The sequence below is a fragment of the Burkholderia sp. AU33803 genome (assembly GCF_002223095.1).
Classification (GTDB): Bacteria; Pseudomonadota; Gammaproteobacteria; order Burkholderiales; family Burkholderiaceae; genus Burkholderia.
Genome location: NZ_NKFJ01000004.1, coordinates 242,957 through 268,294, shown reverse-complemented (window position 1 = coordinate 268,294; position 25,338 = coordinate 242,957). Strand labels below are relative to the sequence as shown.

Genomic DNA, 25,338 nt, shown 5'->3' with positions numbered 1-25,338 from the left:
GATGAAGATACTTATCTGCTCAAACGTCTATCCGCCGAAATTCATCGGCGGCGCCGAACTGATCGCGCACCAACAAGCGGTCATGTTGAAACGCGCCGGACATGAAGTCGAAGTGTTTTGCGGGGACATTCGTGAAGGCTACCCCCGACATAGCTTGCGCACCGACGAACTGGATGGAATCACGGTCCACCGCAACCGGCTGACCGGCGAAGATTTCCAGATCAACCTGCTCAGCTTCAACCATCCGGAAGTTGAGGACAATTTTCGCGCCGTCATCGATCGATTCAAGCCCGATGTGGTGCATGGACATAATCTGATCGGATTGTCGACGCGCATTCTCCGGATCGCCAAGGATGCTGGTGCGTTTTGCGTCGTCACGCTCCATGATCATTGGGGATATTGCCTCAAGAATACGGCAATGCTTGAAGATGGGCAGCTTTGTGATGACTTCACGGCCTGCACGCGATGCCACGGCCCGCTAGACGACGGACGTGGCAGAAACATACCGATCCGACTTCGCCAAGGGCATTTCCGGATCTTGTTCGACAGCGTCGACGCCTTCATCTCGCCTTCGGCCCATTTGGCGAATTCCTACTTGAAGGCTGGCTTCCCGGCGGAGAAGATGCACGTCAACTGGAATGGCGTCGACTTCCAACGCTTTTCCAATATCGACAGACGTGCAGCACCTGCCGTGCGCTTCACCTTTGTTGGATACTTCGGCAAGCACAAGGGCGCCGCCACCCTGCTAAATGCGCTTGCGATCGTCAAGAACCATGTCAACGTTCACGTCAACCTGATCGGCGAAGGAGAGCAGCGTGAGGAATACGAACACTTGGTTACCAACAACGGCTGCAAGGATCTCGTGACGTTCTGGGGGAAAATCCCGAATGAACAGATGACGTCCGTTTATGAAAATACCGACGTGCTGGTTCTTCCGTCAATCTGGCCGGAAAATCAGCCGGTCTCGATCACAGAAGCCATGTGCTCCGGAATACCGGTCATTGCATCGCGAATCGGCGGCATGCCGGAACTGGTCAAGCATGGCGTCACCGGTTTGACCTTCGAACCCGGCAACTCAAGCGACCTCGCCCATTGTATGGAAGAAATGGCGCGTTCTCCGGAACTGCGTACCCTGCTCGGCGTCAATGCGCAGGAAGCGATGCGGTTCAATGCCTTCGAGATGCAGGTTTCGCGTCTCGTTCATATCTACAGGCTTTCGATCGATCACTCCCGAACGCCCAGCCCGGCAGCGCGGATTCTGTGCATCGGAGACAGGTTCGACCAGTCGTTTGCCACGATTGTCGAAGCCACCCATGAATGTCTCGCCGCGGAAATTCGCCCCGTCTTTACACACCATGAATGGATTACGCCGGCGCAGCTTCGGGAGTTCTCGTTGATCTGGATTACCGAGAGCAATGGCGATCTGAGCAGCGTAATACGCCAGAATCTAGACATCAGGGTGCCAGTAGTCCTGCCCCAGGCAAAACTCAGGGGACTTCCCGCGGAACACGGGCTCCCGGTGTGGTTTGCTTACGAAGACGCCGCCGAAGCACTGGCATGTATTATCGAATTTTCACGAGATCATGCCAGTCGCCATATGTCGAGCACCGATTCGATCAGTTGAGCACCACTGCACTTCGGCCGGTCGAGAGCGCCTCCGGATCGGCTTGCCGCTCGTGTGCCGAAAAACTTGGCGTGACGGGCGGATACATGGCTCATCAATCGCGACATCGAGATGGAGTCCATCTCGATGTCGCCCAACTTTGACTGGATATGGCGTACCTCGCACAAGGTTGTCTTCCCACTATCGCGAATTCATGAAAATTGCCTTCTGCGTCGACGCCATTACCCCACCTCTCACTGGCATCGGTCGTTATACGTACGAGTTGGCCAATCACTACCTGGCAGACTCATCGAATTTCACAGAGTTGAAATTCTTTCTCCAGAATCGTTGGATCGAAGACCCCGATGCACTGTTAAGCAATTTTGTTCAGGCTCGACACGGAAAGGGGCTGCTTGCTCAGACCACACGAAAGTTCCGGCGCTGGCAACTTAACCGTCAGGCCGGACAGTTCCTGTTTCACTCGCCCAATTACTTTCTTCCAGATCTGGCCGACTCCGGAATCTCGACCATTCACGATTTGTCGGTATTCAGGTATCCCGAGGCACACCCTCGCGAACGGCTCGCCGATTTCGAAAACCGGTTTGAATCAACGCTCAACAGAGCACAACACCTGGTCACCGACTCCGAAGCCACGCGAAAGGAAGTCATCGATTACTTCGGCTGGCCGGACCATCGCATTACATCGATTCCGCTCGGCGTGGCGACCGATTTCCACCCTCGTGACAACAGCGATCTGCAAAACTTCCTGAGTTCGACTGGACTTGGATTCGGATCATATTCGCTGTGTGTATCGACGCTGGAACCGCGCAAGCGAATTGACTACCTGCTCGATGCCTACTCCAGCCTCCCCGACGATGTACGACGGCACTATCCGCTGGTGTTGGCGGGCAGCAAAGGCTGGTTGAGTGACGCGCTACATTCTCGCATCGAGACCTACCAGCGCGACGGATGGCTCCACTATCTCGGGTTTGTGCCCGAATCAGCACTTCCGCTCCTTTACTCCGGTGCACGCGCCTTCCTGTACCCGTCGATTTACGAAGGATTCGGACTCCCTGTCCTCGAGGCGCTCGCCAGCGGCATCCCGACCTTGACGTCGAATCGCTCATCCCTCCCTGAGGTCGCCGGTGGCGCAGCGTGGCTTGTGGACCCCGACGATGCCGAGGCGTTGAAGCAAGGCATCGCAAAGATCCTCCTTGACGACGACTGGCGGCGAACCGCAGTGTCCGCGGGCTTGGCGGTGGCCAGCCGTTTCACCTGGAAGCGCTGCGCAGATCGGACGATCGAGCTCTATCGGCAAATCTCTCAGGCGTAGTCGCCGACGCCGGCACAATGAAATCATCTGATCGCGGTATCCAGCGAGAGATCATGACGACACCACGTCAATGCGCAGCCCACTTCGCCCCGTCACACACCGCCAGCACAGTCGTTGTCCCGCTGCCGGTTAGCGGCTTCGCATATTGTGGCGTCGCTGCGTCGGTCACCAAGTAAGTCGATCCGACCGATGACTTGCCGCATGCGGGTAGAGTTGCGACCGTTGCCTGTGGCATCGCCTCGGGTCGTGCGCCGGCTCCGGCCACCTGGATCCAGCGCACTCCATCATGAACAAGCACGAGCACCGCGTTGCTGTTCGCCTGAAATTTACCGCCGTTGTCCACAAACAGGGAATCACGGCCGTCGCCCGAATAGACCGCTAACGCATCGCGAAATATCAACGTGATCGTCCGTCCTGGCCAACCTCCACCGAGATACCGCAACCCGACGGCCCCCTTCACCGCAAATACTTCACCATTTGACGGGAGACTTAGAAACTCACTCGATATCAGTTCGGGTATCTTGAGCCCCCCGGACGAGAGCCCCCCATCCTGTTTGTCCGTCAAATTGAGGTTATCCGGTCCGATATTGATATTGGACGTCGAAACAAGCGTAGAAATACCGACATCGTTATTCGCCAACGTATTCCTATCGAACATCACGATTGATTCCGGGCGCCGAATCACCAACATCTTCTTGGAATTGAAAAATTCAGCCCCATACGCCTTCACATTACCACTTTCAACATAAATATGCGTGACATTATGATTAAATCGCATGCCAGATAAGTCAACAATTTGACTCGGATTTAGATTAACCCGCACCCCAACAGCCTGACTCCAGGCGACATTTCCCACTCCCGAAAATCCATTCAGATTTCCATCAAATCGCCATCCTTCAGAATCAGAAGATTGCTCAACGTTATCCGAAAAATTGTTGACAGCACTAACCGTACTGACATTCGCAAAGCGGAACGATATTTTATAGCCATATGCAAAATTATTGACGAGAACCGGCCCATCAACAGTATCGTGCAAATTATACGCAATGCCGGACCGCCGATTACGTGAGACACCTCCCGACGATGCAATTGTTGCGAAAGGCCACATATGGCAATTGGCAATCCGAGCAACATCGTAAACATGCGTAAGCTCGATGCCATTGTTATTATCACCGTACAACGAATCGATCAATGGTCTCTGATAACCCGCATCGTACACTGCTCGTTCAAATCCGAGAATCGTGACGCGGTCCACCGCAGCGTCATCACCGCCGATCGTAATTGCCGTTCCTGCGTACGACTTGCTATCGGGCGCAGGAAACGTCATCCCCGCGCGAAAGATCTGCATTGCCCGAATACTCGCACCGGACGACAGGACGATGGTCGCCGCCGGGCTTACATTCATCACACCGCAACGCGAATTGGCATATTCGGCGATCGAGTTGCTGCCGTTGGTTCCCGGCGTTGTGCACTCACCCTCGAGTGAAACACCGGGCGGGACAACCAACTGTCGCTCAATCAGATATTTGCCGGTTACCTTGACACGGCCTCCACCGATCAGGCCGCGCATCTTTTTCTCTAGACAGGCAGTCGAGTCCTCTTCTCTTGTCGGATCACAGATGGCATCTTCGCGGCTGCCGTGCTTTCGATCCGTACCCATAACCATCTCTCGACCGGGCACATCAACCACCTGTGCAACCACATTCTTTGTCGCGAAAGCGGACAGGCCAACCAGCACGGCCACAACCGATCCAAAATGTCTCATAGGCAATCCAACACGCAAGTCGGAGAATCCAGCAAATATCGGCATCGGTCTCGGTACGTGCCTGGCATGGTTCCTACGAGTACGCTCGCCGAACACAGCCGTAGACTGCTGACGAGACGCTTCGTTCGCCAGTCGTGTCACCCGTAGAAGCGGCCACTGACAATCGACATAGCTGCGTGCTGGGGTGCGCCAGCGTCTCGTCAAGCGTGTGATTCGCCATTTGAGTTCGAGCGGATCACGCGACCGGCACACTGCGACGACCGTACCTCGACGCCTGCTCTAACAGAACCGCTCAAAAGCGAGAGCCGGAAATCAGGTCCTGGATGACTTTCCGTGCGAAGCGGATCGAGGAATCGACGAGAAGTTCGTCACGCTCCAGCGAACGATAGATCTCGTATGCATTTCTCGCAAAGCGTTGGATATCCATGTATCTCTCCGCCTCGCTATTGGCCGCTCGCTTGTAAGTGCGAAAATGGTCTGCGCCGTGCACTCCAAGATAACGCCCAATTTCGGGGTATACCGGGCAGCCATGCTGATCGTCGAAGATATCGTCGATCTCTCCCTCGACCGGCGAACCAGGTTCAAGGCCTGCCGTTTTGGCGGCATGCAATGCAAACTCTCCGAGAATAGCGACGCTTGGATGATTCGGTGTATGCATGAATGCGCCGCGCGCAATCCAGTCGTCCCAACGGGAGCGCGCAAACTCTTCGAGCTGATAAGGACGCAACAGCTCAAAAAATACTTCCTTGGCTGCATTGAAGTGATGAAAATAACCGAGGCGATCAAATATCAATGAATTGACAATATTTGCCGCCTGCGTATCGGGCAAACCGAGAGTATAGGCCGCCGCAATGATTCTTGAGTGATAAACCTCGATCGGAGAATTCAGTGGCGTTCCGCGATGCGGAATGATGATCATATCGGGATGAAATCCGCTGAACACCAGCGGCGGGATGATCACAACATTTCTCGTGATTTCCCACAGTGCATCTTTCGAAAACTCCTCCATACCATGTTCAGGCAGGATTTGCGAAATAATTAAATCCGAGTTTCTCAGATGACCGATTATTTCATTTCTATTTGATGTCGGCTGCACATGATAACTAGATACTTCTACTTCGGGAAATTGCCTTCGCAAATAAGCGGCCATCCCCACAACTTGACAGATGCCTACAAGAGAGATTTTCATGATTCGCCTGTCGTTTCGGAGCTTAGCTGCCAAAATCCTGATCAAGGACTTCTTCGTCACAAATAATTTTTTGAAGCTGTTTCATGTGCTCCGCGGTCGATGTCCCGCCCGCCGCGAATGCCGTATCTGCGGGCCGCTCGGAAGATGCCACGGCATCGGTAACCGTTGTGTCGGCACCGCCGAGGTAGTGACGCTTGAACAAGCGCATCACGTGCGCCACTCCCTCGGGCCGTACTTCCCGGAGATCGTCCTCGAAATATGACGAACGAGCATATGCCCCAGTAATGATCTCATACGAGGGAAAATAGGCCACATTTGAATGGCAGCGCGACGCGTCCTCGGCAACAACACGCAACGCCGACTTGCTGTAGCAGGTCGAAACCAGCACATGGCGCGCCTCATAGGTTGCCACCAAGGCAACCGGCGAAACGGTCAAGATGATCTTGATGGTTGGATTGACGCCCCGCAGCAACGAGATGAACTTGCTCAAATCCTCTTCCATCTCACGAACCGTAAAATTCCGGAATGAAATCGAATCCCCCGCAGCAGGATTGGCAACTACGCCGGGAGCGATCGGGAAGACAGCGCCGTCGACGTCCGAGACCCATCCCTCCGTCAACCCCAACGTAAACACAAAAACGTTTGCGCGCTCGAACATTTCGCGCACGGCCTTGAAATGTTCAATACGATCGGACTCGACCTCTTCCCGGCTGGCAAATCCGGACTCCTGTACTCGCGGGCGAAACGGATCGACCGCGCGGCCATCTGCCCGCCACCATACGGTATCGATCGGATGGAACAAACCGTAAGCCCGGAGGAATAACTGCAGAAGTTGACGCACGGTATAGATATTGCCGAAGCGAGCCGGGAATACACCATATCCGTCGTCAACCGCGGCGGCGGAGCGCGGAGCACTCTCCGTCACCAGATAGTCATAACCTTCTGAGGTCAACGTTCTCGATATGTGCTGGGCGAAACAGCTCCCTGCCGTCGCGATCTTGTCCCCGAGATTGATCGGGAATGGTGCCGACACTACCGGATCCACCTCACCGATGTTCAGGCTGGACACCGACCGTTTCCAGAAAGCGTAGTCCGGTTTGCCGGAATAAGGATTCTTCATGTTTCCCCTTCACATGTTCTGACTAATACAACCCATCTTTCCCCCGGAGGGCCCATCTTTGGCGTGAGTCACCCAAATGTGAGCTTCGCGGAGCTGAATCGCTACGTGTCCGAACCGGCCGACGGCCCGCCCGGTGGAACCACACAGGAACGTCCGCCACGGGCCACTCACTCTCGGCAAATTCGACTTCCTTCTAGGCTAGCCTGTGACGAGAGCGCAATCGGGCACACCTCACAAATTTTCATTTGTCTGAGCACATGCCTGCACCCGAACGAACGAATCGAGCAATTTTGACGATTTTACGTCGTAATAGACGAAGAATATCAGCAAAATATCGCAATAATTGTGTCGGTGCGACGACGACGCCAAAATCGTTAAATTTCGGCGAAAGATTGTTGAAGTTGCTTCGATTGCCATCAGGCGATACGTCACATCGTGGTCAGGCGCCTGCGCTCACGAAGCAATCTCGTGTCGCCATGCTGCCCTTCGTCACCCAATCGTTGGCACTCCGGCGAAGGCTGCCGACGAGGCTTAGTCACTCGAGATTTCGTGATTGCCATGACGACACATCACGCCGGGCGCCTGCGGAAAAGCGACACGCAATTGATTCGCGACGGCAGATAGTTCCGGCCAACCCTTCCACAAGCCGGGGCAAGGTCTAGCCAGTCAGGCCAGCTCGTTCAGATGCCTGATCAGCCAATTCGTGCTCTCCCGCCAGTTGAGCAACCTCGTTCGGTCGGTTGCTGGCGCTCTTTTCGATTCGGAGTCGTTTATCCATTCGAGTATTCGATCCGCGAGCTCAATCGGATTGTCGCCGTAAAAATACGATGCCGACTCTCCGGCGATTTCTCTGAACACCGGCAGATCTCGCGCCAAAATTGGCATCCCGTGATGCATCGCCTCGACGAGGGGCAGGCCAAATCCCTCCGCCATCGACGCCATCACCAGTCCCCCCAGATTCTTGTAGAGCCATCCCAGCTGGCTGTCGCTGACATCCTCCAACCAGATAATCCGCTTGCCGTTCTCGGGATGCGCACGCAAACGTGAGGCAAACGATTCGACGTTCCAGCCCTGCCGCCCCGCCACGACCAGTACGACATCGAATCCTCGTTGCCACAACTCCTCCACGGCGCCCAGCACTTGGTCATGTCCCTTTCTCGGCTCGACGGTACCGACCATCAACAAGGATCTCGCGAGCGCGACTTCACTTCCACCTACTCGCATGACCACCGGCTGAATCGGCTCGACTACTTCCTCTCCGAATGACGCACCAAGATAGAACCAGCGAAAATTAATTTCACCGTCGCAAATATCAAATCTCGATGAAATCCAATGACGGGCATCATCGGCCACCGCATTCGAAATACAGCAAAGCATATCGGCGTGAATCGAGATTGACCTCAACCACTTTTGATAATTCCTTCTCCCATTTTTCGTAAACCACTGCGGATACAGGGCCGGAATCAGATCATAGACGACAAATGCGCATTTCACTCCGATCTGTCGCCAAGACAATAGTTCACGCAATCTCGCCGGGACGATCCTGCTGCAAAAGTCCAGGCCAAGAAAAATGTCGCCGCATTGGACATTTACTGGAAGATCAAGCGTCTGCAATTGCAAGCGATCGTCTTCTCCAACCGGGCACTGAAGCTCGACGTGGCGATAGCCCTGTTTGCGCGTGGCTCTAACCAGCTTGACTTCAAAACCATCCGGGGGGGCCCGCAACAATTCGATAGCGACCGAACGGACAACGCGCTGAATGCCTGTTCCCGCGTCATGCATGGCGAAGATCGAGACATCGACAAGCAACCACCTGCCCCTACGCTGCGGTTTCGGTAAAACACGCAACGACGCAATGCCTTGGCGGGCGTATTTGACCCAGGCCTCCTGGTAATGAACGGCAAGCAACTGGAGAAGATGCAACCGCACCGTATTCCACATCACAAAGATATTAAATCTGAAGATTCACGACTAAATTAATTTGAACTAGCCTGGTAAAATTCGTAGGCTTCGTCGACATGATCGAATTGATGCAACTTTCCTTGAACGAGGACCGCAGCACGATCACAGTGCTGCCGAATATATCCGGCATCGTGACTAACGATAATCAGCGCCCGATCACTCCGTTTCTCAAAGAGCTCGGCATGACATTTCGCGTGAAATCTGCTGTCGCCAACAGCAATAATTTCATCAATCAGGAAGCAGTCGAATTCGATAGCCATCGATAACGCAAACGCCAGACGAGCTCGCATACCTGCCGAGTACGTCTTGACGGGTTCCCTTAAGTAATAACCCAGTTCGGAAAACTCCTGAACAAACGGTTCGGCCGCCTTCGAATCGGCACCATATACCCGGCAGATGAAGCGCAGATTATCCAGACCGGTCAGACTGCCCTGGAATGCGCCTGCGAATGCCAGCGGCCACGATACGCTCATGCCACGTCGAACCATTCCGCTCGTCGGCGGTTCCGCCCCACTAACTAGCCTGATCATGGTCGACTTGCCGGCGCCATTGCGTCCGAGAATACCGATCTTCTCTCCGCGCTCAACGGTCAAGTTGATACGATCGAGGACCGCGCGCGAACCCTGGCGGGTCCGATAGACCTTGGTGACGTTTTCTAGTGCAATCATTCAGGTTCGACTCGCTTGCCTGTTTCGGCCACCAAAAACAGGCCGACGAGCATTAAAATAGCATCGAATATCACAACGTAGGACACGCTGTAATGCGGTTTGACGAGATCTCCGAAATAACCAGCCCGCATCATTTCCACGCCGTGCACCATGGGCAAAAACAATACGTACTGCTGCATTTTCTTCGGCAACCAGTCGACCATGAACAGCGCACCTGAAAGTGCAAACAGCAGATAAGAAACCGTATGCCAGATCCGTTCCGACATCTCACTGCGCTCACTCAACGCTCCAATCGCAAATCCAAGTCCGATTGCAAAGAATGCAAGCAGAAACCAACCCATGAGAATCAAACTGATGTCGCTTGGCATCGGCATGATGCCGAGGGTAACGAATAATATCGTCAACGTGAATATCGATATTGTCGCGCCCGCAATCTCCAGTATTGCCCGGGAAATGAACAAATCAATCACGCGCACATTCCGGTGAAACAGAAGACTGTGATTCGGGAGGATGGCAAGACAGCATCGGTTAACGCAATTCCGCCACAACAGGACTGACGAATAACCGGACAGTGCGAAGGCGGCAATCGGCAGGCCCGAGCCGTGCACAGTTTTAGTAGCCGTCCACAATCCGATGACACCCAACGTAAACATCATCGGCTCCCCAAACAACCAGACGAATCCGACGTTGTGCCTTCCATAGCGCGTAATGATTTCGCGCATCAAGAGCGCACCAATCACTCTGATCTGAATTTCGATAGATCGTCTAAGTGGAGTATCGTGCTTCATTCCGTATAACCCATCTCTACCTAGCCGCACTCGTTGAAAAACCACGACGGCATGCATCGGATACAGAGATAAAAATTCCTCCGGCTGCCAACCTCCACTCGCACGCCACCAGATGCTCCGGCGGCTTGCGAGGTGGGATGATACGCCGTCGACTCATTGCTTGACATTCGTTCCCGCGAGCATCCACTCAAGCGTTTTATTCAGATCGAAATCTGGCTCCCAACCGGTAGCCAAACGCAATTTTTCGTTCGAACCGATCAGCTTGTGCACCTCGTTGGCGCGAACAAATTGCGGATTTACACGAATCTCGAGATGGTGCCCGGCAATTTGTTCCGCCATGGCCAACACTTTGCGTAGCGCGTAGCCATGACCAGAACAGACATTGAATGTTTGCCCCGCAAAACTGCCGTCAATCAACCGTGCATAAGCGGCGACCACCGACCTGACATCGGAGAAATCCCTAATCACGTCAACATTGCCAAGCTCGATTACCGGTCGTCGATCACGGAAGTGTTCAACGATTTTGGGCAGCAGAAAACTGGTCGATTGCCCAACGCCGGTATAGTTGAACGGCCGGACGATGGTAATGGGCAGTTTGTCCATCCATAGTCTTGCCATGAACTCCATCGCGACCTTGCTTACGGCATAGTCGTTCGCCGGACTCACCGACGTCTCTTCGTCCAAAACTTCCCGATCCGAGTTGCCATAAACGTTCGCGCTGCTCGCCAGTAGCACTGATCGGGGACTGCATCCGGATGCACATATGGCCTCCAGCAGATTCCGGGTACCGACTACGTTGGTGTCGTAAATTGCGCGCGCATCTCCATGTGCTACAAACGCAATGGCTGCCAGATGCACAACGACATCGGGCCTGATTTCCCCAAGGGCCTGTTCGACCTGGGAGCGATGTAGCAGGTCGACGACACGAGTCATAGGCGAATCCGCATCCTGCCGATGACCAAAGCCAAATACATCATGGCCTGCCGCTACGAGAAAATCCGACAGAAAGCGGCCGGTGAAGCCGCGTATCCCGGTGATCAGGACTTTCGCCATGAGTGTCAGAACGAAAAGCCGGCGTGATTGCGACGGATATCGGCTTCAACCATCATCTGGCAAAGTGTCTCGAGGGACGTTTGCGGCTTCCACCCCAATTCGGCGTGAGCCTTCTCCGGATTGCCAATCAACAATTCAACCTCGGCGGGACGATAAAACTTCGGATTAATCTTCACGATCACCTTGCCCGTCTTCTCGCACATGCCGATTTCGTCGGCACCGCTGCCACTCCATGCGAGATTGATGTCGGTTGCCTTGGCCGCCATCGTCACGAAATCGCGGACGGTTTCCGTCCGGTTCGTCGCCAAGACGTACGTATCCGGCTTGTCCGCCTGAAGCATCCGCCACATGCCCTCGACATACTCCTTGGCAAACCCCCAGTCGCGCTTCGCGTCGAGATTGCCAAGCTCCAGCACATCAAGCTTGCCGAGATGGATCTTCGCGATGCTGTCGGTGATCTTGCGCGTGACAAATTCACGCCCGCGCAGCGGAGATTCATGATTGAAGAGAATGCCGCTGCAACCAAAGATATCGTAGCTTTCCCGATAATTTACGGTAATCCAGTGGGCATACAGCTTTGCGACACCGTACGGGCTACGCGGATAGAACGGCGTCGATTCGACTTGCGGAATCGCCTGCACCTTGCCGAACATTTCGGAGGTGCTGGCCTGGTAGAAGCGAATATCAGTGTTGACGATACGGATCGCTTCGAGCAGGTTCAGCGGTCCAAGTCCGGTAATCGCGGCTGTCGTGGACGGCTGATCGAAGGACACGCCAACGAAGCTTTGCGCAGCAAGATTGTAAACCTCGGTGGCGCCGGTCGTCTTGAGCAAGTTGATGCTCGCACCCAGATCTGTCAGATCGTATTCGACGAGTCGCAGATTGGGATGCGAGTCAATACCGAGTTCCTCGATTCGCCAGAAATTTACCGAACTCGTTCGACGATAGGTACCGTAAACCAAATAATTCTTCTCTAGCAGCAATTGCGCCAGATACGCCCCGTCCTGCCCAGTGATACCAGTAATGATTGCCGTTTTCATGTTTATCTCTGCAATTCAAAAAAGCACTTCATATCGCCAATCAGTCAGCATATACGATCAAGCGAATAAGTAATCAAGTATTTCCATATATTGAATTGGGCGACGTCGCCGACACGACACGCAACGATCAAATGCCTCAATCCTCAAATTACTTGAACGACTGCACCCCCGTCACGACCGGATACGCAACGGTAAACACCAGATTCAACATTTTCTGGAGCTCCGTGACGGGCGCATTTGAAACGTAAATTAGGTCCTTGTTGTCCACCATGAAATTCTGAGCAACGAAAAATGAACCCGGATCACGCAAGTTCACCCGATAAATCACCGGAACCTTATTATCCGCTGTGGTGCGCACCGGTTTGGACTTCCAATCGAGCGCACCAGCATCCTCGAAACGGAAGACAAACACACCTTGTGCATCTGCACGCGAGTCCTCCAAGCCACCGGCTCGCGCGAGAGCCTGTGCCAATGTAATACCCTGCGCTTCGAAGTTGATTTCCTGATTCTTGCCCGTCGCGCCCAGGGAAGTAAAGCTGTAAGGTTGGAACAACGCGGTAACCACGTCTCCCGCACGTAACGGTACGTTTTGACGCGGATCGCGAATCACGGTCGCGAGCGGGAGTGACGCCACGACATTGCCCCGCGTCACCTGGATCGTAATCTTGTCGATCGGCTGTCGGACACCCCCGGCGGAAGCCAAGGCATCGAGCACGCGCTCGCCGCGTGCGCTGAGCTGCATCCTGTTGCTGCTGGCCACATCCCCCACAATCGTGACATATGACGTCTCATTGCGATCGAGTTTTACCAGCACCTGGGGATCATGCGCGATGCCCTTAAGCCGAGTCGTGATGTATTGCTCAAGCTGGGCCGGCGTCCGTCCGGCCGCTTTTACTGCACCAATGAATGGAATACGAATATTCCCCTCACCATCGACGGTTTGGGTCGGCAGCGCCGTCATGCGCGATCCGCTTGTCGCACCGGACTTGGCGTCCATTTCACCTGCTGAAAACAGTGTCGCTGGTGGTGCCTCCCAGACCAACACGGAAAGACTGTCGCCGACCCCGAGCCGCTGACTGAATTGCGCCCCGTCTCCCAGGACATCGACGAAATCGCCGAGCTTGCGCTCGGCAAAAAGTTTGCGCGCCACTTCGTCGGTGAGATCGACGATCTGAATTCCTGCCGGATTGCTTTCGGAGGCCGCGCTATTGACCTGGGACCGGCTGGGGCCGGAAGTCGGAATGGCCGAGCAGGCACTCAGGCCGACGACACCGCATGCGGCCCAGGCCAGATATGTACGACGATAGAAACTTGCCATGTTTTGATGCGTTCCGCTCATCATCTAGAATCGGCTTGGATTGTCTCACGATGTAGAATATATTTGCGCGCGATTGGCAGAATTCCTCGATCCATCCGTTGCTGCTCGCACACGCCCATCCGTCAAGACAAAATATTTCATCCGTGTTAAACGTATTTCTGGACGTATCTCGCCTCCTGTCGCGCCTGGCCAAAGGGCAATTACCGACAGGCGTGGATCGCGTTGGGCTAGCCTACGTGGAGCGCTACCACGACAATGCGCGTGCAGTACTCAGCGATTTCGGGTTTTCCAAAATTCTGTCCGAACGCGATTCGCGCAGGATATTCAGCCTGCTACTGCAATCGACCACACCCTCCAGGGCACGAATACGCGTTCAATCTACTTTCAGTCTGTTGACGCCCGTAAGTGGCACTTTCGACAGGGCCGTACTCCTGCATACCAGCCACAACGGCATGGAGCAGCCACGCTACTACCAAGCCATGAAACGTCGCGGTATTCGGTCAGTTTTCATGATTCACGACCTGATACCGATCACGCATGCCGAATACTGTCGCCCGGGAGTCGGCCCGGTTCATCGCGCGCGCATCCACACCGCACTGCGCCATGCCGACGGCCTCATTATGAATTCGCAGGACACACTCGATGCACTGACTGCGGAAGCGTATCGCGCCAACCTGTCGCTGCCGCCCACGGTCGTGGCCCGTCTGGCGCCGGGAATCGCAGCACGAGACAGTGTATCCAGCCCACTCGATCACCCCTACTTCGTCATGCTCGGCACAATCGAGCCCCGAAAGAACCACTGGTTCATGCTGCATATCTGGCGGGAACTTGTCGCACGACTCGGCAAGCAAGCGCCCAAGCTCGTCATTATCGGTCGCCGCGGATGGGAATGCGAAAACGTCATTGACATGCTCGAACGCTGCGAAAGCATCCAGGGTGCCGTGATAGAACATTCCAACTGTAGCGACGCACAATTGCGCGCCTGGCTGCAGCATGCACGGGCACTATTATTCCCGTCCTTCGTGGAAGGCTACGGCATGCCGCTCGTCGAGGCGCTGACGCTCGGAGTCCCAGTCCTGGCAAGCGATCTTGGGGTGTTTCATGAAATTGCCGGAGATATTCCAGACTATCTCGACCCATTCGATGGCCCAGGCTGGTCCGAACGCATTCTCACGTATGCACAAAGCGGCAGCCCCGAGCGCAACGCACAGCTCAATCGCATTACTGACTTCGAGATCCCAACCTGGCAAATGCATTTCCGTCAGGTCGACACATTTATTGACATGCTGTCTTCGTGAAGACGACCATCTACAGGCCCATCAGTGCCCCTGGCGTATGGACAAATGGCATCCTGCCACGCAAACGCGGACCGTTGCTATCGTGGTTTTGTGCGCCACTTGCCATTCGCACCGCGGAAACATGGATCCGCTGCATCGATGACGAACTGGCGAAACACGCGACCAATAGCGAAACGGTCGACTTGACGCAGTTGATGGAGCGATTTCGCACAGCCTGTGTCTTCGATCCTGCGGCTTCACCATCGCGCCCCCATCCCGATCTCGCCGCGTCGACCAGACCGCGCGTTCTGCTGATCGACGAACCGGTCTCGGACGCCTTCGGCACACCCCGTCCGGTGCGTCGTCAGGCATTCAAAAAGATGATCTCAGTTGCGCGCAACACGCATCCCGATGCGGAATTGTGGCTCGCGCGCAGCGGTGCGAACGAGCGCAAGGAAATGTTGTCCGCCCGTCATCCCGAGATAAGCGCAATTTCGCGATCAATTGACCCTCTCGGCTCGCTGTGTGCATCGCTCCCCCATTTCCAGCATGTTTATACTGTGTCTGCTCCCGAAGGAATGCACGCACTATTATGCGGCGTACCGGTTTACGTATTTGGCCGCCCCTACTACGCGGGATGGGGCCTCACGCACGATGATGCCGCTCAGCCAGCGCGTCAGACCAGCGTAACAATCGACGCCCTGTTTGAAGCAATGTTCGTACGCCTATCCCGGCACATTGATCCGGAGACCGGAGCAATCGGCGAACTGGACACGTTGCTTGCCGCAATCGCGACACACCGTGCTACGGCTCGGCGTTTCGCCGATGTGGGTAGGGTTGCGGGAGTTCGCTTCCAGTGGTGGAAACGGCCGTTCGCCAAACCCTATCTCACTGCTGCGGGAACACGACTGCGCTGGATAGATCGGCTCGACGAACTACGCGTCGGTGAATATGCCGCGCTCTGGGGCGCCCGCTCGTCGGCAGGCCTTCCACCCGAGACGCCCGTGATCCGTATCGAGGACGGCTTCCTGCACTCGGCTGGCCTGGGTTCGGATCACGTCGCCCCCTGCAGTCAGGTTATCGACCGGCTAGGTATTTATTTCGATCCTAGCCGGCCGAGTGATCTCTCAGTGATCCTAAACAGGGCAGAGTTTGCCGGCGCGGAACTTTCTCGCGCAAGAATATTGCGCGAAACAATCTCAAACGCCGGGTTGACGAAATACAATCTGGGTCGCCGCCGTCCGACCTGGCACGCCCCGCCCGGGAAAACGGTCATCCTCGTCCCCGGTCAAGTCGCCGACGATGCATCCATTCGTCTCGGCACGAAAAACATCTCGACGATCGAAGATCTGGTAAAGCAAGTCCGCATGCATCGTCCTGACGCATTTATTGTGTACAAACCGCATCCAGATGTGTTATCCGGAAACCGGCAGGGTGTTGTCGAGGCTAACGGCAATGCGGATATTGTCGACACCGAATCCGATCTCGTGTCTCTGATCGAAGTTTCCGACGAAGTTCACACTCTATCCTCCCTGTCCGGCTTCGAAGCCCTCATCCGCGGCAAGCAAGTCCATACTTACGGACTACCGTTCTACGCCGGCTGGGGTCTCACGCACGACAGGCTTCCACAACCATGGCGCGAACGCAGACTGACGCTGGACATGCTCACCGCGGGCGTGCTGATTCGCTACCCGGTTTATTGGGATTGGACCTGGGGGATATTTACCACCCCGGAATCAGTTGTCGGCAAAATGAGTGCATCCGCATCGCGGCCGCTCGAAAGAATCGAAGGCAACCGAATGCGACCGTGGTTGAAAGCCTGGCGCTGGAGTCGGAATGGCATTCTGCACCTTCTTTCGCGCGATTGATAGTATTGTGCTCGGTTGCAAATGAACGGGCACTCGTTCACTTAAAAGCAACACGTGTCTGCAAAATTTCGAGAAAATGGCACACTGATTTCAAGGCAGGCAAACTCTTTCATCAGCATCTCAGCAAGGTCTAGTGATTCATGAACATTTATCCGGTGATTCTCTGTGGTGGCAGTGGTACACGACTTTGGCCAATGTCGCGGGGTGGCTACCCGAAGCAATATCTCAAACTGGCCGGCAAGCACTCGCTAGCGCAGCAGACTGCGCTGCGTCTTGCCGGCATCCCGGATGCAGCAGCGCCAATTGTCGTTTCGAATACCGAGCAACGGTTCATCATTTCCGAACAGCTACGCGCCGTCGGCATTACGCCATCCTCGGTCATACTTGAACCGGTGGGCCGCAATACGGCCCCCGCAATCGCTATCGCGGCACTGGTTGCGCTGCGAAGCGCCCCGGATGCACTACTAATGGTGCTCCCGTCGGACCATATTATTCTCAACGAGCAGGCCTTCATAAAAGCGGCCAGCACAGCCGCGAAAATCGCCGCAGATAGTCATCTAGTCACGTTCGGTATAAAGCCGGATTCACCAAATACCGGATACGGATATATCCGCCGCGGCTCGACCATCTCCGAGGAATGCGCCGCATACGCGGTACGGGCTTTCGTCGAGAAACCCGACCATGCGACAGCCGAAGCCTTCCTCGATGACGGCGGCTATTACTGGAACAGCGGCATGTTCATGCTGAAAGCCTCGACATACATGGAGGAATTGCAACGTTTCGAACCTGAGGTCGCCCGACAGGCAGAAGCTGCACTCCTCGCAGCCACCAGCGACGCCGACTTTATCCGACTCGATGAAGCTCAATTCTCCGCCGTACCGAATATTTCGATTGACTACGCTGTAATGGAGCGGACCGATCGTGCCGTCGTGATCGCCTCGTCCGACCTCGGCTGGAATGATATCGGATCGTGGGCGTCACTCTCGGAGATCGCAGACAAGGACGAAAACGGTAACGCGCAGTTTGGAGATGTATTCACCTACGATACGCGCGATGCTTACGTTCGCGCCGAACACCGCATGGTCGCCACGATCGGTGTCGACAATTTGGTGATTGTCGAGACCGCCGACGCCGTTCTCGTCGCTCATCGCGACAAAACCCAAGACGTCAAAAAAATCGTCGAGTGGCTCAACGCCTCCGGACGTCACGAATCCATCACACACCGCCGAGTCGTGCGTCCGTGGGGCTCTTACGAGGGCATCGACCAAGGCGAACGCTTCCAGGTCAAACGAATCGTCGTGAACCCCGGCGCACAGCTGAGCCTACAGATGCACCACCATCGCGCCGAACACTGGATCGTCGTGAAGGGTACGGCACTGGTCACGAACGGCGATAAGGAAATCGTCCTGACGGAAAACCAGTCCACCTACATCCCGCTCGGCGCAACGCACCGGCTGAAGAACCCCGGCAAGATTCCACTCGAGTTGATCGAAGTGCAATCGGGTGCGTATCTCGGAGAGGATGATATTGTGCGGTTCGAGGACACGTACGGTCGAGCCGCAGCGGCAAAGTAAGCGGTACCGCAATCCCCACCCGAAAGCGAAAGGGCCGACGGCATAAGTCGACGGACCCTCTCTCGGCGGCCGCGCGGCGGTGTTGTCGAGGACAACGTTATAACAGGGAGAATGAGTTGAGGAGCAAATGCGCATAGCTGTTATTAGTTCACCCAGAAGTGGAAATAGTTGGGTAAGGTCAGTTCTCGCCAGCAGCCTCGATCTGCTGGAGATTGCAGTACACAACTATCTCGACGCCCCGCAGGACCTGCCGCCGCGATGCGCATTTCAGCTTCACTGGTATCGGGAACCCAACTTTCAGCAATATCTCATCGAGAACCAATTCAAGACGCTGGTGATTGCTCGGCATCCGTTGGACATCTTGCTGTCGGTTTTGCAATTTATTCGCCATGATCCAACACCCAGTCAATGGCTAATGGGAAATGCAGAGATCCCGCGCGAGTTAGCCGGTCTGTCGCCGACTTCGGACGCGTTTATCGATTACGCATTGAGTTGGGGCGCGGAGAATCTGCTGTCCGTAACTTATCAATGGTGGCACGACAAAAAGTCTATTCGGGTAAAATACGAAGATCTGGTCGAATCGCCGAATCAAAATTTTGGCGACCTAATTTACACACTTTCCGGCGAAGCGGTTGGATCCAAGGCTGACGAAGCGCTGGAACGCTTCAGCTTAAAGTATTTCCGTTCGTTGCCGAATCGACATGGATGGCAAGGGCGACCAGGATTATGGCGCGATCTCATTCCTGCAAGAGAGGCGCACGCTATCTATAAGCGACATCGTCGTTTCTTTGACATCCTTGGCTACGAGGTGCCTTGGACCTGGACATCTCGTCAGGAAGCAGCGCTTAACTGGGAATCGTTAAGCTGATCCAAGCGCGGCGGCCCGCTCCGAATTGAAACGCTGCCGTGCGCTCGTTGTCTGCGATGACTGGCGCTTCGAGCACACTGCGGCCGCCGCGCTCATCTGTTTCAGGCTTGGCTGCCTCATTTTGCTTCTCAGCCTATAGGTCTGTACCGCCGAACGGCATGGGCATGTCGCTCGGCGCAACGTACGCGCCCTCTCCGCCAAGCATAGCGAAACGGTGGATCATCACGAAATATGGTGGGAGATTCCGACACTGAAAGCCTTTAGCACGAATATCCGTCTCGAAGTCACAGCTGTCTCCCGGTTGTCCACCCACATGTCCAGGTTCAAGAAGCGCGCAGCGCATACCCCGGGGAACGCATGCCATATGTCACAACCGCCCACTAATTCCCGACGACCCGTGGCTTCGGTTTCGGTCGCTACCGTACGCGGTCTGCCAACTTTCCTTGAATTTGGTCGATATGCTTGGGATCATCGCGTCAATTTTGTGAACCGGTTTTTTCGGAAAAATTCGTAAACCTCTATTTTTCACAATATTTAGACAAACGACCAATCGTGCCGCAATCCATCAAAAATTTCAAGGCTGACGAGTCTCCGCGAGAGAAATTCACCGTTTCCCGCGCTTTATTTTGAAAACTTCGCTGAGTCTTATTTCCAGAAAATTGCCAACTATCATGTGGGGTTAATTGTTGATCTGGCATAATCGCGCCTGCCACGGATGCACGGAGGCCGGTTCCCTAGCATCTGGTTGCCGCAGCACGGCCGGCGCATCCGCACGCGCCGGCACCCCAAGACTAGCAGCCATTCTGCGACATCGCGATCCAGCAGCGATAAGTTGTCGCTACCGAATGGCGGCAAAATTGTGCGCCCGGTACGACAAGCGTCACCTGCCCCGAGACACCGCGAGCTGCGTGATCGCCAGTGGCTGCGGGGATGTCTCCTTCGCCATGTCGAACCAGAACCTGAGCACTTGCGAATACTCGCGCACGAAGTACAAGACCAAGCCACCGGCCGTCGCTGCGATCAATGGATCGTTCGACGTGCCGTCAGCAGTGCCGGGCAAGATGACCACCACACTCGCAATCGTCGCGGCTCTCTCATTGCGCTACGCAAAACACGGCAGGTTGCCCGCCCCTCCCACCTCAGGTTATAAAAGCGCCACCCATCCGGTGCATGCGCCGCCCTTTTACCCCTGACTTCGGAGAACGCATGATCGATCTCGCCACAGCCCAGCAATTCCTGATGACCCGCGGTCTCGACTTCGGCCTCAACCTCCTCGCCGCGATCGTGTTGTGGTTCATCGGCCGCTGGGCGATCCGCATCGGCACGCGCCTGCTCGGCAAGGTCGTGCGCCGCAGCGGCAAGGTCGACCCGACACTGACCGACTACCTGACCTCCGTCGTCGGCGTACTGCTGACGATCCTGCTGATCCTCGCGATCCTGCAGATCTTCGGCGTGCAGACGACCTCGTTCGCCGCCCTGCTCGCCGGCCTCGGCCTTGCGATCGGTACCGCCTGGGGCGGCCTGCTCGCGCACTTTGCCGCCGGCGTGTTCATGCAGGTGCTGCGCCCGTTCAAGATCGGCGACGTGATCAGCGCAGGCGGCGTCACGGGTACGGTGAAGGAGCTCGGCCTGTTCGGCACGACGATCGTCACCGCCGACAACATCGTGACGATCGTCGGCAACAACAAGATCTTCTCGGACAACATCGCGAACTACAGTGCCACGCCGCACCGCCGCGTCGATCTGACCGCGAAGATCGCGAACAGCGTCGATGCGGTCGACGCAATCAACCGCCTGAAGACGTCGATCCAGCAGATCCCGAACGTGCTGACCACCCCGGCGCCGGACGTCGGTGTGCTGCAGTTCACGCCGGAAGGCCCGCTGCTGTTCGTGCGCCCGTCCACGGCACCCGAGAACTACTGGCAGGTGTATTGCGACACCAACCGCGTGATCCTCGAGACGTTCCGCGACGCGCAATACCCGACGCCCGAAACCCCGATCTCGCATCGCAACGCGTAACGGCGGCACCGGACGAAAAAAAAGCGTGGCACCCGCCACGCTTCTCTCGTTTCACCGAAACCTACGAACGCGCGCTCAACGCCCACCCGCCTTCGGCACATTATCCGACTGCTTCCCGCGCACCAGCTTCCACACCGCACCAAGCGCAACCGGCACGACCGCCGCCCCGATCCCGACCAGCACGATCACGTTCAGGTACTGGCGGATGAACGGGATGTTGCCGAAGAAATAGCCGAGCAGCACGAGCAGCAGCACCCACACCAGCGCACCGATCACGTTGAAGAGCTGGAAACGCGCGGCGCTCATCGACGATGCCCCCGCCACGAAAGGCGCGAACGTCCGCACGACCGGAATGAAGCGTGCGAGCACGATCGTCTTGCCGCCGTGCTTGTCGTAGAACGAATGGGTCTTCTGCAGCGCGGCGCGATCGAGGAAGCGCTCGAGCACCGGGATATGCGTATTGAACACCTTCGGGCCGATCCAGCGGCCGATCATGTAATTGACCGTGTTGCCGCTGATCGCCGCGACGAGCAGCAGCACGATCAGCAAGCCGACATTCATCTCGCCCGTCGCCGCGAACGCGCCGCCGATGAACAGCAGCGAATCGCCGGGCAGGAACGGGAACACGACGAGCCCCGTCTCGCAGAACACGATCAGGAACAGCACGAGGTAGACCCACGCGCCGTACTGCCGGATGAAATCGCCGAGGAAAGCGTCGATATGCAGGACAAGGTTGACGAAATGAAGCAGCGTATCCAAATGCGATTCCTCGAAGGCGATAGGGCCGGAACGGCCGAAAAAGGCTGAAGCGCCCGCCGGTCAAGGCCGGAGGGTGTTACGGACCCATGATACCGAAACTACCTTAAGGCTCCGTGAAAAAACGTAACCGCCAGTCGCCCCGGCACGCAATCGCCGCCTCGCTATAATTCGGCCATGTCCGATATCACCGAAACGGCCGCGGGCGCCGCGCCCGCCCCTGCTCCGCGCCCGCTGCGCGCGATCCAGCCCCTGCCCGACCAGCTGATCAGCCAGATCGCCGCCGGCGAGGTCGTCGAACGCCCGGCGTCGGTCGTCAAGGAACTGCTCGAGAACGCGATGGACGCCGGCGCCAGCACGCTGCGCATCGTGCTGGAAGAAGGCGGCGTCAAGCGCATCTCGATCACCGACGACGGCTGCGGGATTCCGCCGGACGAGCTGGCGCTCGCGCTGATGCGCCATGCGACCAGCAAGATCCGCTCGCTCGAGGAGCTCGAAGCGGTCGCGACGCTCGGGTTCCGCGGCGAAGCGCTCGCGTCGATCGCGTCGGTCGCCGAGATGTCGATCACGAGCCGGACGGCCGATGCCGCGCACGCGATGAAGATCGACGCGCAGACGGGCGTGCTGTCGCCGGCCGCCGGCGCGACCGGCACGACGATCGAGGTGCGCGAGCTGTACTTCAACACGCCCGCGCGCCGCAAGTTCCTGAAGAGCGAGCAGACGGAGTTCGGCCACTGCCTGGAAATGATTCGCCGCGCGGCGCTCGCGCGGCCGGACGTCGCGATCTCGGTGCTGCACAACGGCAAGGCGGTCGAACACTGGAACGCGACCGAGCCGGCGCAGCGCGTCGCGAAGATCCTCGGCGACAGCTTCGCGACCGCGCACCTGCCGCTCGACGAGCAGGCCGGCCCGCTCGCGGTCTACGGCTGCGCCGGCCTGCCGACCGCAAGCCGCGGTCGCGCCGACCAGCAATATTTCTTCGTCAACGGCCGCTTCGTGCGCGACAAACTGCTGACGCACGCGGTGCGCGCGGCCTACGAGGACGTGCTGCACGGCGACCGCTACCCGTCGTACGTGCTGTTTCTGGACCTTCCGCCCGAAGCCGTCGACGTGAACGTGCACCCGTCGAAGATCGAGGTGCGCTTCCGCGATTCGCGCTCGATCCACCAATATGTCTTCCATGCGGTCCAGCGCGCGCTGGCGCGCCATGCAGGCGCGTCGCCGGAAACCACGGCGGGCGGCCATGCCGCACATATTGAACCGACGCCACGCGGGCCTTCTTCGTTCCTGGATACGCCACTCGGCCAGAGCCAGCAAGGCAATGCGTTAGGCGGTAGCGGCTTCTCGTCGTCCTCGTCGTCGGGCAACACGTGGATGCGTCAGGCGCGGATGACCCAGGGCACGCTGCCCGTCGCGCAGCCGCTCGCGCTCTATGACGCGCTGTTCGGCCGCAAGGACACCGGCGCGGGCACGCCGGACGGCACGACGATCATCGCACGCGATTCGGCCGACGCGCCGATCGCACCGCTGTCGGGCTTCACCGCGTCGCCGATCGCCGCGACCACGCACGACGAGCAGCCACTCGGCTTCGCGCTAGGCCAGATCCACGGCATCTACGTGCTCGCGCAGAACGCACACGGCCTCGTGATCGTCGACATGCACGCGGCGCACGAGCGGATCCTGTACGAGCAGTTCAAGAACGCGCTTGCCGACCGCTCGGTCGCCGTGCAGGCGCTGCTGCTGCCGATCTCGATGACGGCCACGCCGGTCGAGATCGGCACGGTCGAGGAAGAGCGCGACACGCTCGAATCGCTCGGCTTCGACCTGGCGGTGCTGTCGCCGACGACGCTCGCGATCCGCGCGGTGCCGGCGCTGCTGAAGGATGCCGACCTGCAGTCGCTCGCGCGCGCGGTGCTCGCCGACCTGCACGCGTTCGGCGGCTCGCGGGTGCTCACCGAGCGCCAGCACGAACTGCTCGGTACGCTCGCGTGCCACCACGCGGTGCGCGCGAACCGGCGCCTGACGCTCGACGAGATGAACGCGCTGCTGCGGCAGATGGAAGCGACCGAACGCGCGGATCAGTGCAATCACGGCCGGCCGACGTGGTATCAGCTCACGCTGAACGATCTCGACCGCCTCTTCATGCGCGGGCAATGAGCGCAGCACCGCACACCAACCCGAGCCCGACGACGATCGCCTGCCTGCTCGGCCCTACCGCATCGGGCAAGACGGCCGCGGCGCTGGCGCTCGCCGCGCGTCGGCCGATCGAGATCGTCAGCGTCGATTCGGCGCTCGTCTACCGCGACATGGATATCGGCACCGCGAAGCCGTCGCGCGACGAGCGCGCGAGCGTGCCGCATCATCTGATCGACATCATCGATCCGGCCGACGCGTATTCGGCCGCGAGCTTCCGCGCGGACACGCTGCGCCTGATCGGCGAGATCGCCGCGCGCGGCCGCACGCCGCTGCTCGCGGGCGGCACGATGCTGTACTACAAGGCGCTGACGCAGGGGCTCAACGACCTGCCGGGCGCCGATCCGGACGTACGCGCGACACTCGATGCCGAAGCCGAGCGCGATGGCTGGCCCGCGCTGCACGCGCGGCTCGCGCAGGTCGACCCCGACACGGCCGCGCGACTCGCACCGAACGATTCGCAGCGGATCCAGCGTGCGCTCGAAGTGTTCATGCTGAGCGGGCAGCCGATGTCGGTGCTGCTTGCCGCGCCGCGCCGCACCGACGATGCGGCCGCCGCTTACCGCTTCGTGCCGGTCGCGCTCGAACCGTCGGATCGCGCGGTACTGCACAAACGGATCGCGCAGCGCTTCGACGCAATGCTGGACGCGGGCTTCATCGACGAAGTCGAGCGGCTGCGCCGTCGCGAGGATCTCCATCCCGACCTGCCGTCGATGCGCTGCGTCGGCTACCGGCAGGCGTGGGAATTTCTCGACGGCGATACCGACTACCGGACGATGCGCGACAAGGGCATCTTCGCGACGCGCCAGCTCTGCAAGCGCCAGATCACCTGGCTGCGCGCGATGCCGGAGCGGATCGTCGTCGACTGCATCGCGCCGGACTCGACGGCCCGCGCACTCGACGCGCTCGAACGCGTGCTCAACGGCCGCACGCCGGGCTGACCG

Annotated in this window: 20 protein-coding genes; 10 read left to right on the top strand and 10 right to left on the bottom strand. The window is 57.4% G+C overall.

Translation table 11 applies throughout. The annotated features are described in order from the left end of the window. The first annotated feature begins 1 nt into the window (after position 1). Complete coding sequence (locus CFB41_RS03600) at positions 2–1,624, top strand: glycosyltransferase family 4 protein (protein ID WP_089455642.1); 1,623 nt, start codon at positions 2–4, stop codon at positions 1,622–1,624. Between the two features lie 193 nt (positions 1,625–1,817). Beyond that, a complete protein-coding gene (locus tag CFB41_RS03595) occupies positions 1,818–2,936 on the top strand; it encodes a glycosyltransferase family 1 protein (RefSeq protein WP_089455641.1) in 1,119 nt (372 codons plus the stop codon). A gap of 67 nt (positions 2,937–3,003) precedes the next feature. On the opposite strand, the gene CFB41_RS37165 is transcribed toward CFB41_RS03595, so the two are convergent. The 9 genes from CFB41_RS37165 to CFB41_RS03550 form a co-directional block, all read right to left on the bottom strand. Beyond that, complete coding sequence (locus tag CFB41_RS37165) at positions 3,004–4,701, bottom strand: hypothetical protein (protein WP_144029899.1); 1,698 nt, start codon at positions 4,699–4,701, stop codon at positions 3,004–3,006. Between the two features lie 292 nt (positions 4,702–4,993). Next, positions 4,994–5,890, bottom strand: coding sequence for a WcbI family polysaccharide biosynthesis putative acetyltransferase (locus tag CFB41_RS37160; RefSeq protein WP_144029898.1), 897 nt, complete (start codon positions 5,888–5,890; stop codon positions 4,994–4,996). 22 nt (positions 5,891–5,912) lie between these two features. Next, positions 5,913–7,010 carry a GSCFA domain-containing protein gene (locus CFB41_RS03580; protein WP_089455638.1) on the bottom strand — a complete coding sequence of 366 codons (1,098 nt, stop codon included), beginning with the start codon at positions 7,008–7,010 and terminating at the stop codon, positions 5,913–5,915. Positions 7,011–7,676: 666 nt separating this feature from the next. Next, positions 7,677–8,951, bottom strand: a complete 1,275-nt coding sequence (locus CFB41_RS03575; protein ID WP_089455637.1) for a glycosyltransferase family 1 protein — start codon at positions 8,949–8,951, stop codon at positions 7,677–7,679. Between the two features lie 35 nt (positions 8,952–8,986). Beyond that, complete coding sequence (locus CFB41_RS03570; RefSeq protein WP_089455636.1) at positions 8,987–9,640, bottom strand: ABC transporter ATP-binding protein; 654 nt, start codon at positions 9,638–9,640, stop codon at positions 8,987–8,989. After that, positions 9,637–10,428 (bottom strand): ABC transporter permease, encoded by a 792-nt coding sequence (locus CFB41_RS03565; protein WP_089455635.1) that lies wholly within the window; start codon positions 10,426–10,428, stop codon positions 9,637–9,639. The genes CFB41_RS03570 and CFB41_RS03565 overlap by 4 nt, the downstream gene beginning before the upstream one ends. Before the next feature lie 153 nt (positions 10,429–10,581). After that, positions 10,582–11,481: a GDP-mannose 4,6-dehydratase gene (locus tag CFB41_RS03560; protein WP_089455634.1), complete on the bottom strand. Its 900-nt coding sequence runs from the start codon at positions 11,479–11,481 to the stop codon at positions 10,582–10,584. A gap of 5 nt (positions 11,482–11,486) precedes the next feature. Next, complete coding sequence (gmd, locus tag CFB41_RS03555; RefSeq protein WP_089455633.1) at positions 11,487–12,521, bottom strand: GDP-mannose 4,6-dehydratase; 1,035 nt, start codon at positions 12,519–12,521, stop codon at positions 11,487–11,489. 148 nt (positions 12,522–12,669) lie between these two features. After that, on the bottom strand, positions 12,670–13,839 hold the full coding sequence (locus CFB41_RS03550; RefSeq protein ID WP_089456548.1) for a polysaccharide biosynthesis/export family protein: 1,170 nt from the start codon (positions 13,837–13,839) through the stop codon (positions 12,670–12,672). Positions 13,840–13,982: 143 nt separating this feature from the next. On the opposite strand from CFB41_RS03550, the gene CFB41_RS03545 reads away from it, so the two are divergent. The 6 genes from CFB41_RS03545 to CFB41_RS03525 all read left to right on the top strand — a co-directional run bounded on the left by CFB41_RS03545 (position 13,983) and on the right by CFB41_RS03525 (position 21,445). After that, a complete protein-coding gene (locus tag CFB41_RS03545; protein ID WP_089455632.1) occupies positions 13,983–15,137 on the top strand; it encodes a glycosyltransferase family 1 protein in 1,155 nt (384 codons plus the stop codon). Then, positions 15,134–16,984, top strand: a complete 1,851-nt coding sequence (locus CFB41_RS03540; RefSeq protein WP_256940836.1) for a capsular biosynthesis protein — start codon at positions 15,134–15,136, stop codon at positions 16,982–16,984. Before CFB41_RS03545 ends, CFB41_RS03540 begins: the two co-directional genes overlap by 4 nt. Positions 16,985–17,124: 140 nt before the next feature. After that, entirely contained in the window at positions 17,125–18,558 is a 1,434-nt protein-coding gene (locus CFB41_RS03535) for a mannose-1-phosphate guanylyltransferase/mannose-6-phosphate isomerase (RefSeq protein WP_089455631.1), read from the top strand. A 127-nt stretch (positions 18,559–18,685) separates the two neighbouring features. Further along, positions 18,686–19,426 (top strand): hypothetical protein, encoded by a 741-nt coding sequence (locus CFB41_RS37155; protein ID WP_144029897.1) that lies wholly within the window; start codon positions 18,686–18,688, stop codon positions 19,424–19,426. A gap of 845 nt (positions 19,427–20,271) precedes the next feature. After that, entirely contained in the window at positions 20,272–20,619 is a 348-nt protein-coding gene (locus CFB41_RS37150) for a hypothetical protein (protein ID WP_144029896.1), read from the top strand. Between the two features lie 13 nt (positions 20,620–20,632). After that, positions 20,633–21,445, top strand: coding sequence for a mechanosensitive ion channel family protein (locus CFB41_RS03525; RefSeq protein WP_089455629.1), 813 nt, complete (start codon positions 20,633–20,635; stop codon positions 21,443–21,445). Positions 21,446–21,520: 75 nt separating this feature from the next. On the opposite strand, the gene CFB41_RS03520 is transcribed toward CFB41_RS03525, so the two are convergent. Next, positions 21,521–22,204 carry a DedA family protein gene (locus CFB41_RS03520; RefSeq protein ID WP_006484968.1) on the bottom strand — a complete coding sequence of 228 codons (684 nt, stop codon included), beginning with the start codon at positions 22,202–22,204 and terminating at the stop codon, positions 21,521–21,523. A 174-nt stretch (positions 22,205–22,378) separates the two neighbouring features. On the opposite strand from CFB41_RS03520, the gene mutL reads away from it, so the two are divergent. Continuing rightward, entirely contained in the window at positions 22,379–24,358 is a 1,980-nt protein-coding gene (gene mutL, locus CFB41_RS03515; protein WP_089455628.1) for a DNA mismatch repair endonuclease MutL, read from the top strand. Beyond that, positions 24,355–25,335, top strand: a complete 981-nt coding sequence (miaA, locus tag CFB41_RS03510; protein ID WP_089455627.1) for a tRNA (adenosine(37)-N6)-dimethylallyltransferase MiaA — start codon at positions 24,355–24,357, stop codon at positions 25,333–25,335. Before mutL ends, miaA begins: the two co-directional genes overlap by 4 nt. Positions 25,336–25,338: the final 3 nt, after the last annotated feature.

Bases quoted from the DNA above. Each gene is read 5' to 3' on its own strand.
- CFB41_RS03600 (WP_089455642.1), top strand. From the start codon at position 2: ATGAAGATACTTATCTGCTCAAACGTCTATCCGCCGAAATTCATCGGC.
- CFB41_RS03595 (WP_089455641.1), top strand. From the start codon at position 1,818: ATGAAAATTGCCTTCTGCGTCGACGCCATTACCCCACCTCTCACTGGC.
- CFB41_RS37165 (WP_144029899.1), bottom strand. From the start codon at position 4,701: ATGAGACATTTTGGATCGGTTGTGGCCGTGCTGGTTGGCCTGTCCGCT.
- CFB41_RS37160 (WP_144029898.1), bottom strand. From the start codon at position 5,890: ATGAAAATCTCTCTTGTAGGCATCTGTCAAGTTGTGGGGATGGCCGCT.
- CFB41_RS03580 (WP_089455638.1), bottom strand. From the start codon at position 7,010: ATGAAGAATCCTTATTCCGGCAAACCGGACTACGCTTTCTGGAAACGG.
- CFB41_RS03575 (WP_089455637.1), bottom strand. From the start codon at position 8,951: ATGTGGAATACGGTGCGGTTGCATCTTCTCCAGTTGCTTGCCGTTCAT.
- CFB41_RS03570 (WP_089455636.1), bottom strand. From the start codon at position 9,640: ATGATTGCACTAGAAAACGTCACCAAGGTCTATCGGACCCGCCAGGGT.
- CFB41_RS03565 (WP_089455635.1), bottom strand. From the start codon at position 10,428: ATGAAGCACGATACTCCACTTAGACGATCTATCGAAATTCAGATCAGA.
- CFB41_RS03560 (WP_089455634.1), bottom strand. From the start codon at position 11,481: ATGGCGAAAGTCCTGATCACCGGGATACGCGGCTTCACCGGCCGCTTT.
- gmd (WP_089455633.1), bottom strand. From the start codon at position 12,521: ATGAAAACGGCAATCATTACTGGTATCACTGGGCAGGACGGGGCGTAT.
- CFB41_RS03550 (WP_089456548.1), bottom strand. From the start codon at position 13,839: ATGGCAAGTTTCTATCGTCGTACATATCTGGCCTGGGCCGCATGCGGT.
- CFB41_RS03535 (WP_089455631.1), top strand. From the start codon at position 17,125: ATGAACATTTATCCGGTGATTCTCTGTGGTGGCAGTGGTACACGACTT.
- CFB41_RS37155 (WP_144029897.1), top strand. From the start codon at position 18,686: ATGCGCATAGCTGTTATTAGTTCACCCAGAAGTGGAAATAGTTGGGTA.
- CFB41_RS37150 (WP_144029896.1), top strand. From the start codon at position 20,272: ATGGCGGCAAAATTGTGCGCCCGGTACGACAAGCGTCACCTGCCCCGA.
- CFB41_RS03525 (WP_089455629.1), top strand. From the start codon at position 20,633: ATGATCGATCTCGCCACAGCCCAGCAATTCCTGATGACCCGCGGTCTC.
- mutL (WP_089455628.1), top strand. From the start codon at position 22,379: ATGTCCGATATCACCGAAACGGCCGCGGGCGCCGCGCCCGCCCCTGCT.
- miaA (WP_089455627.1), top strand. From the start codon at position 24,355: ATGAGCGCAGCACCGCACACCAACCCGAGCCCGACGACGATCGCCTGC.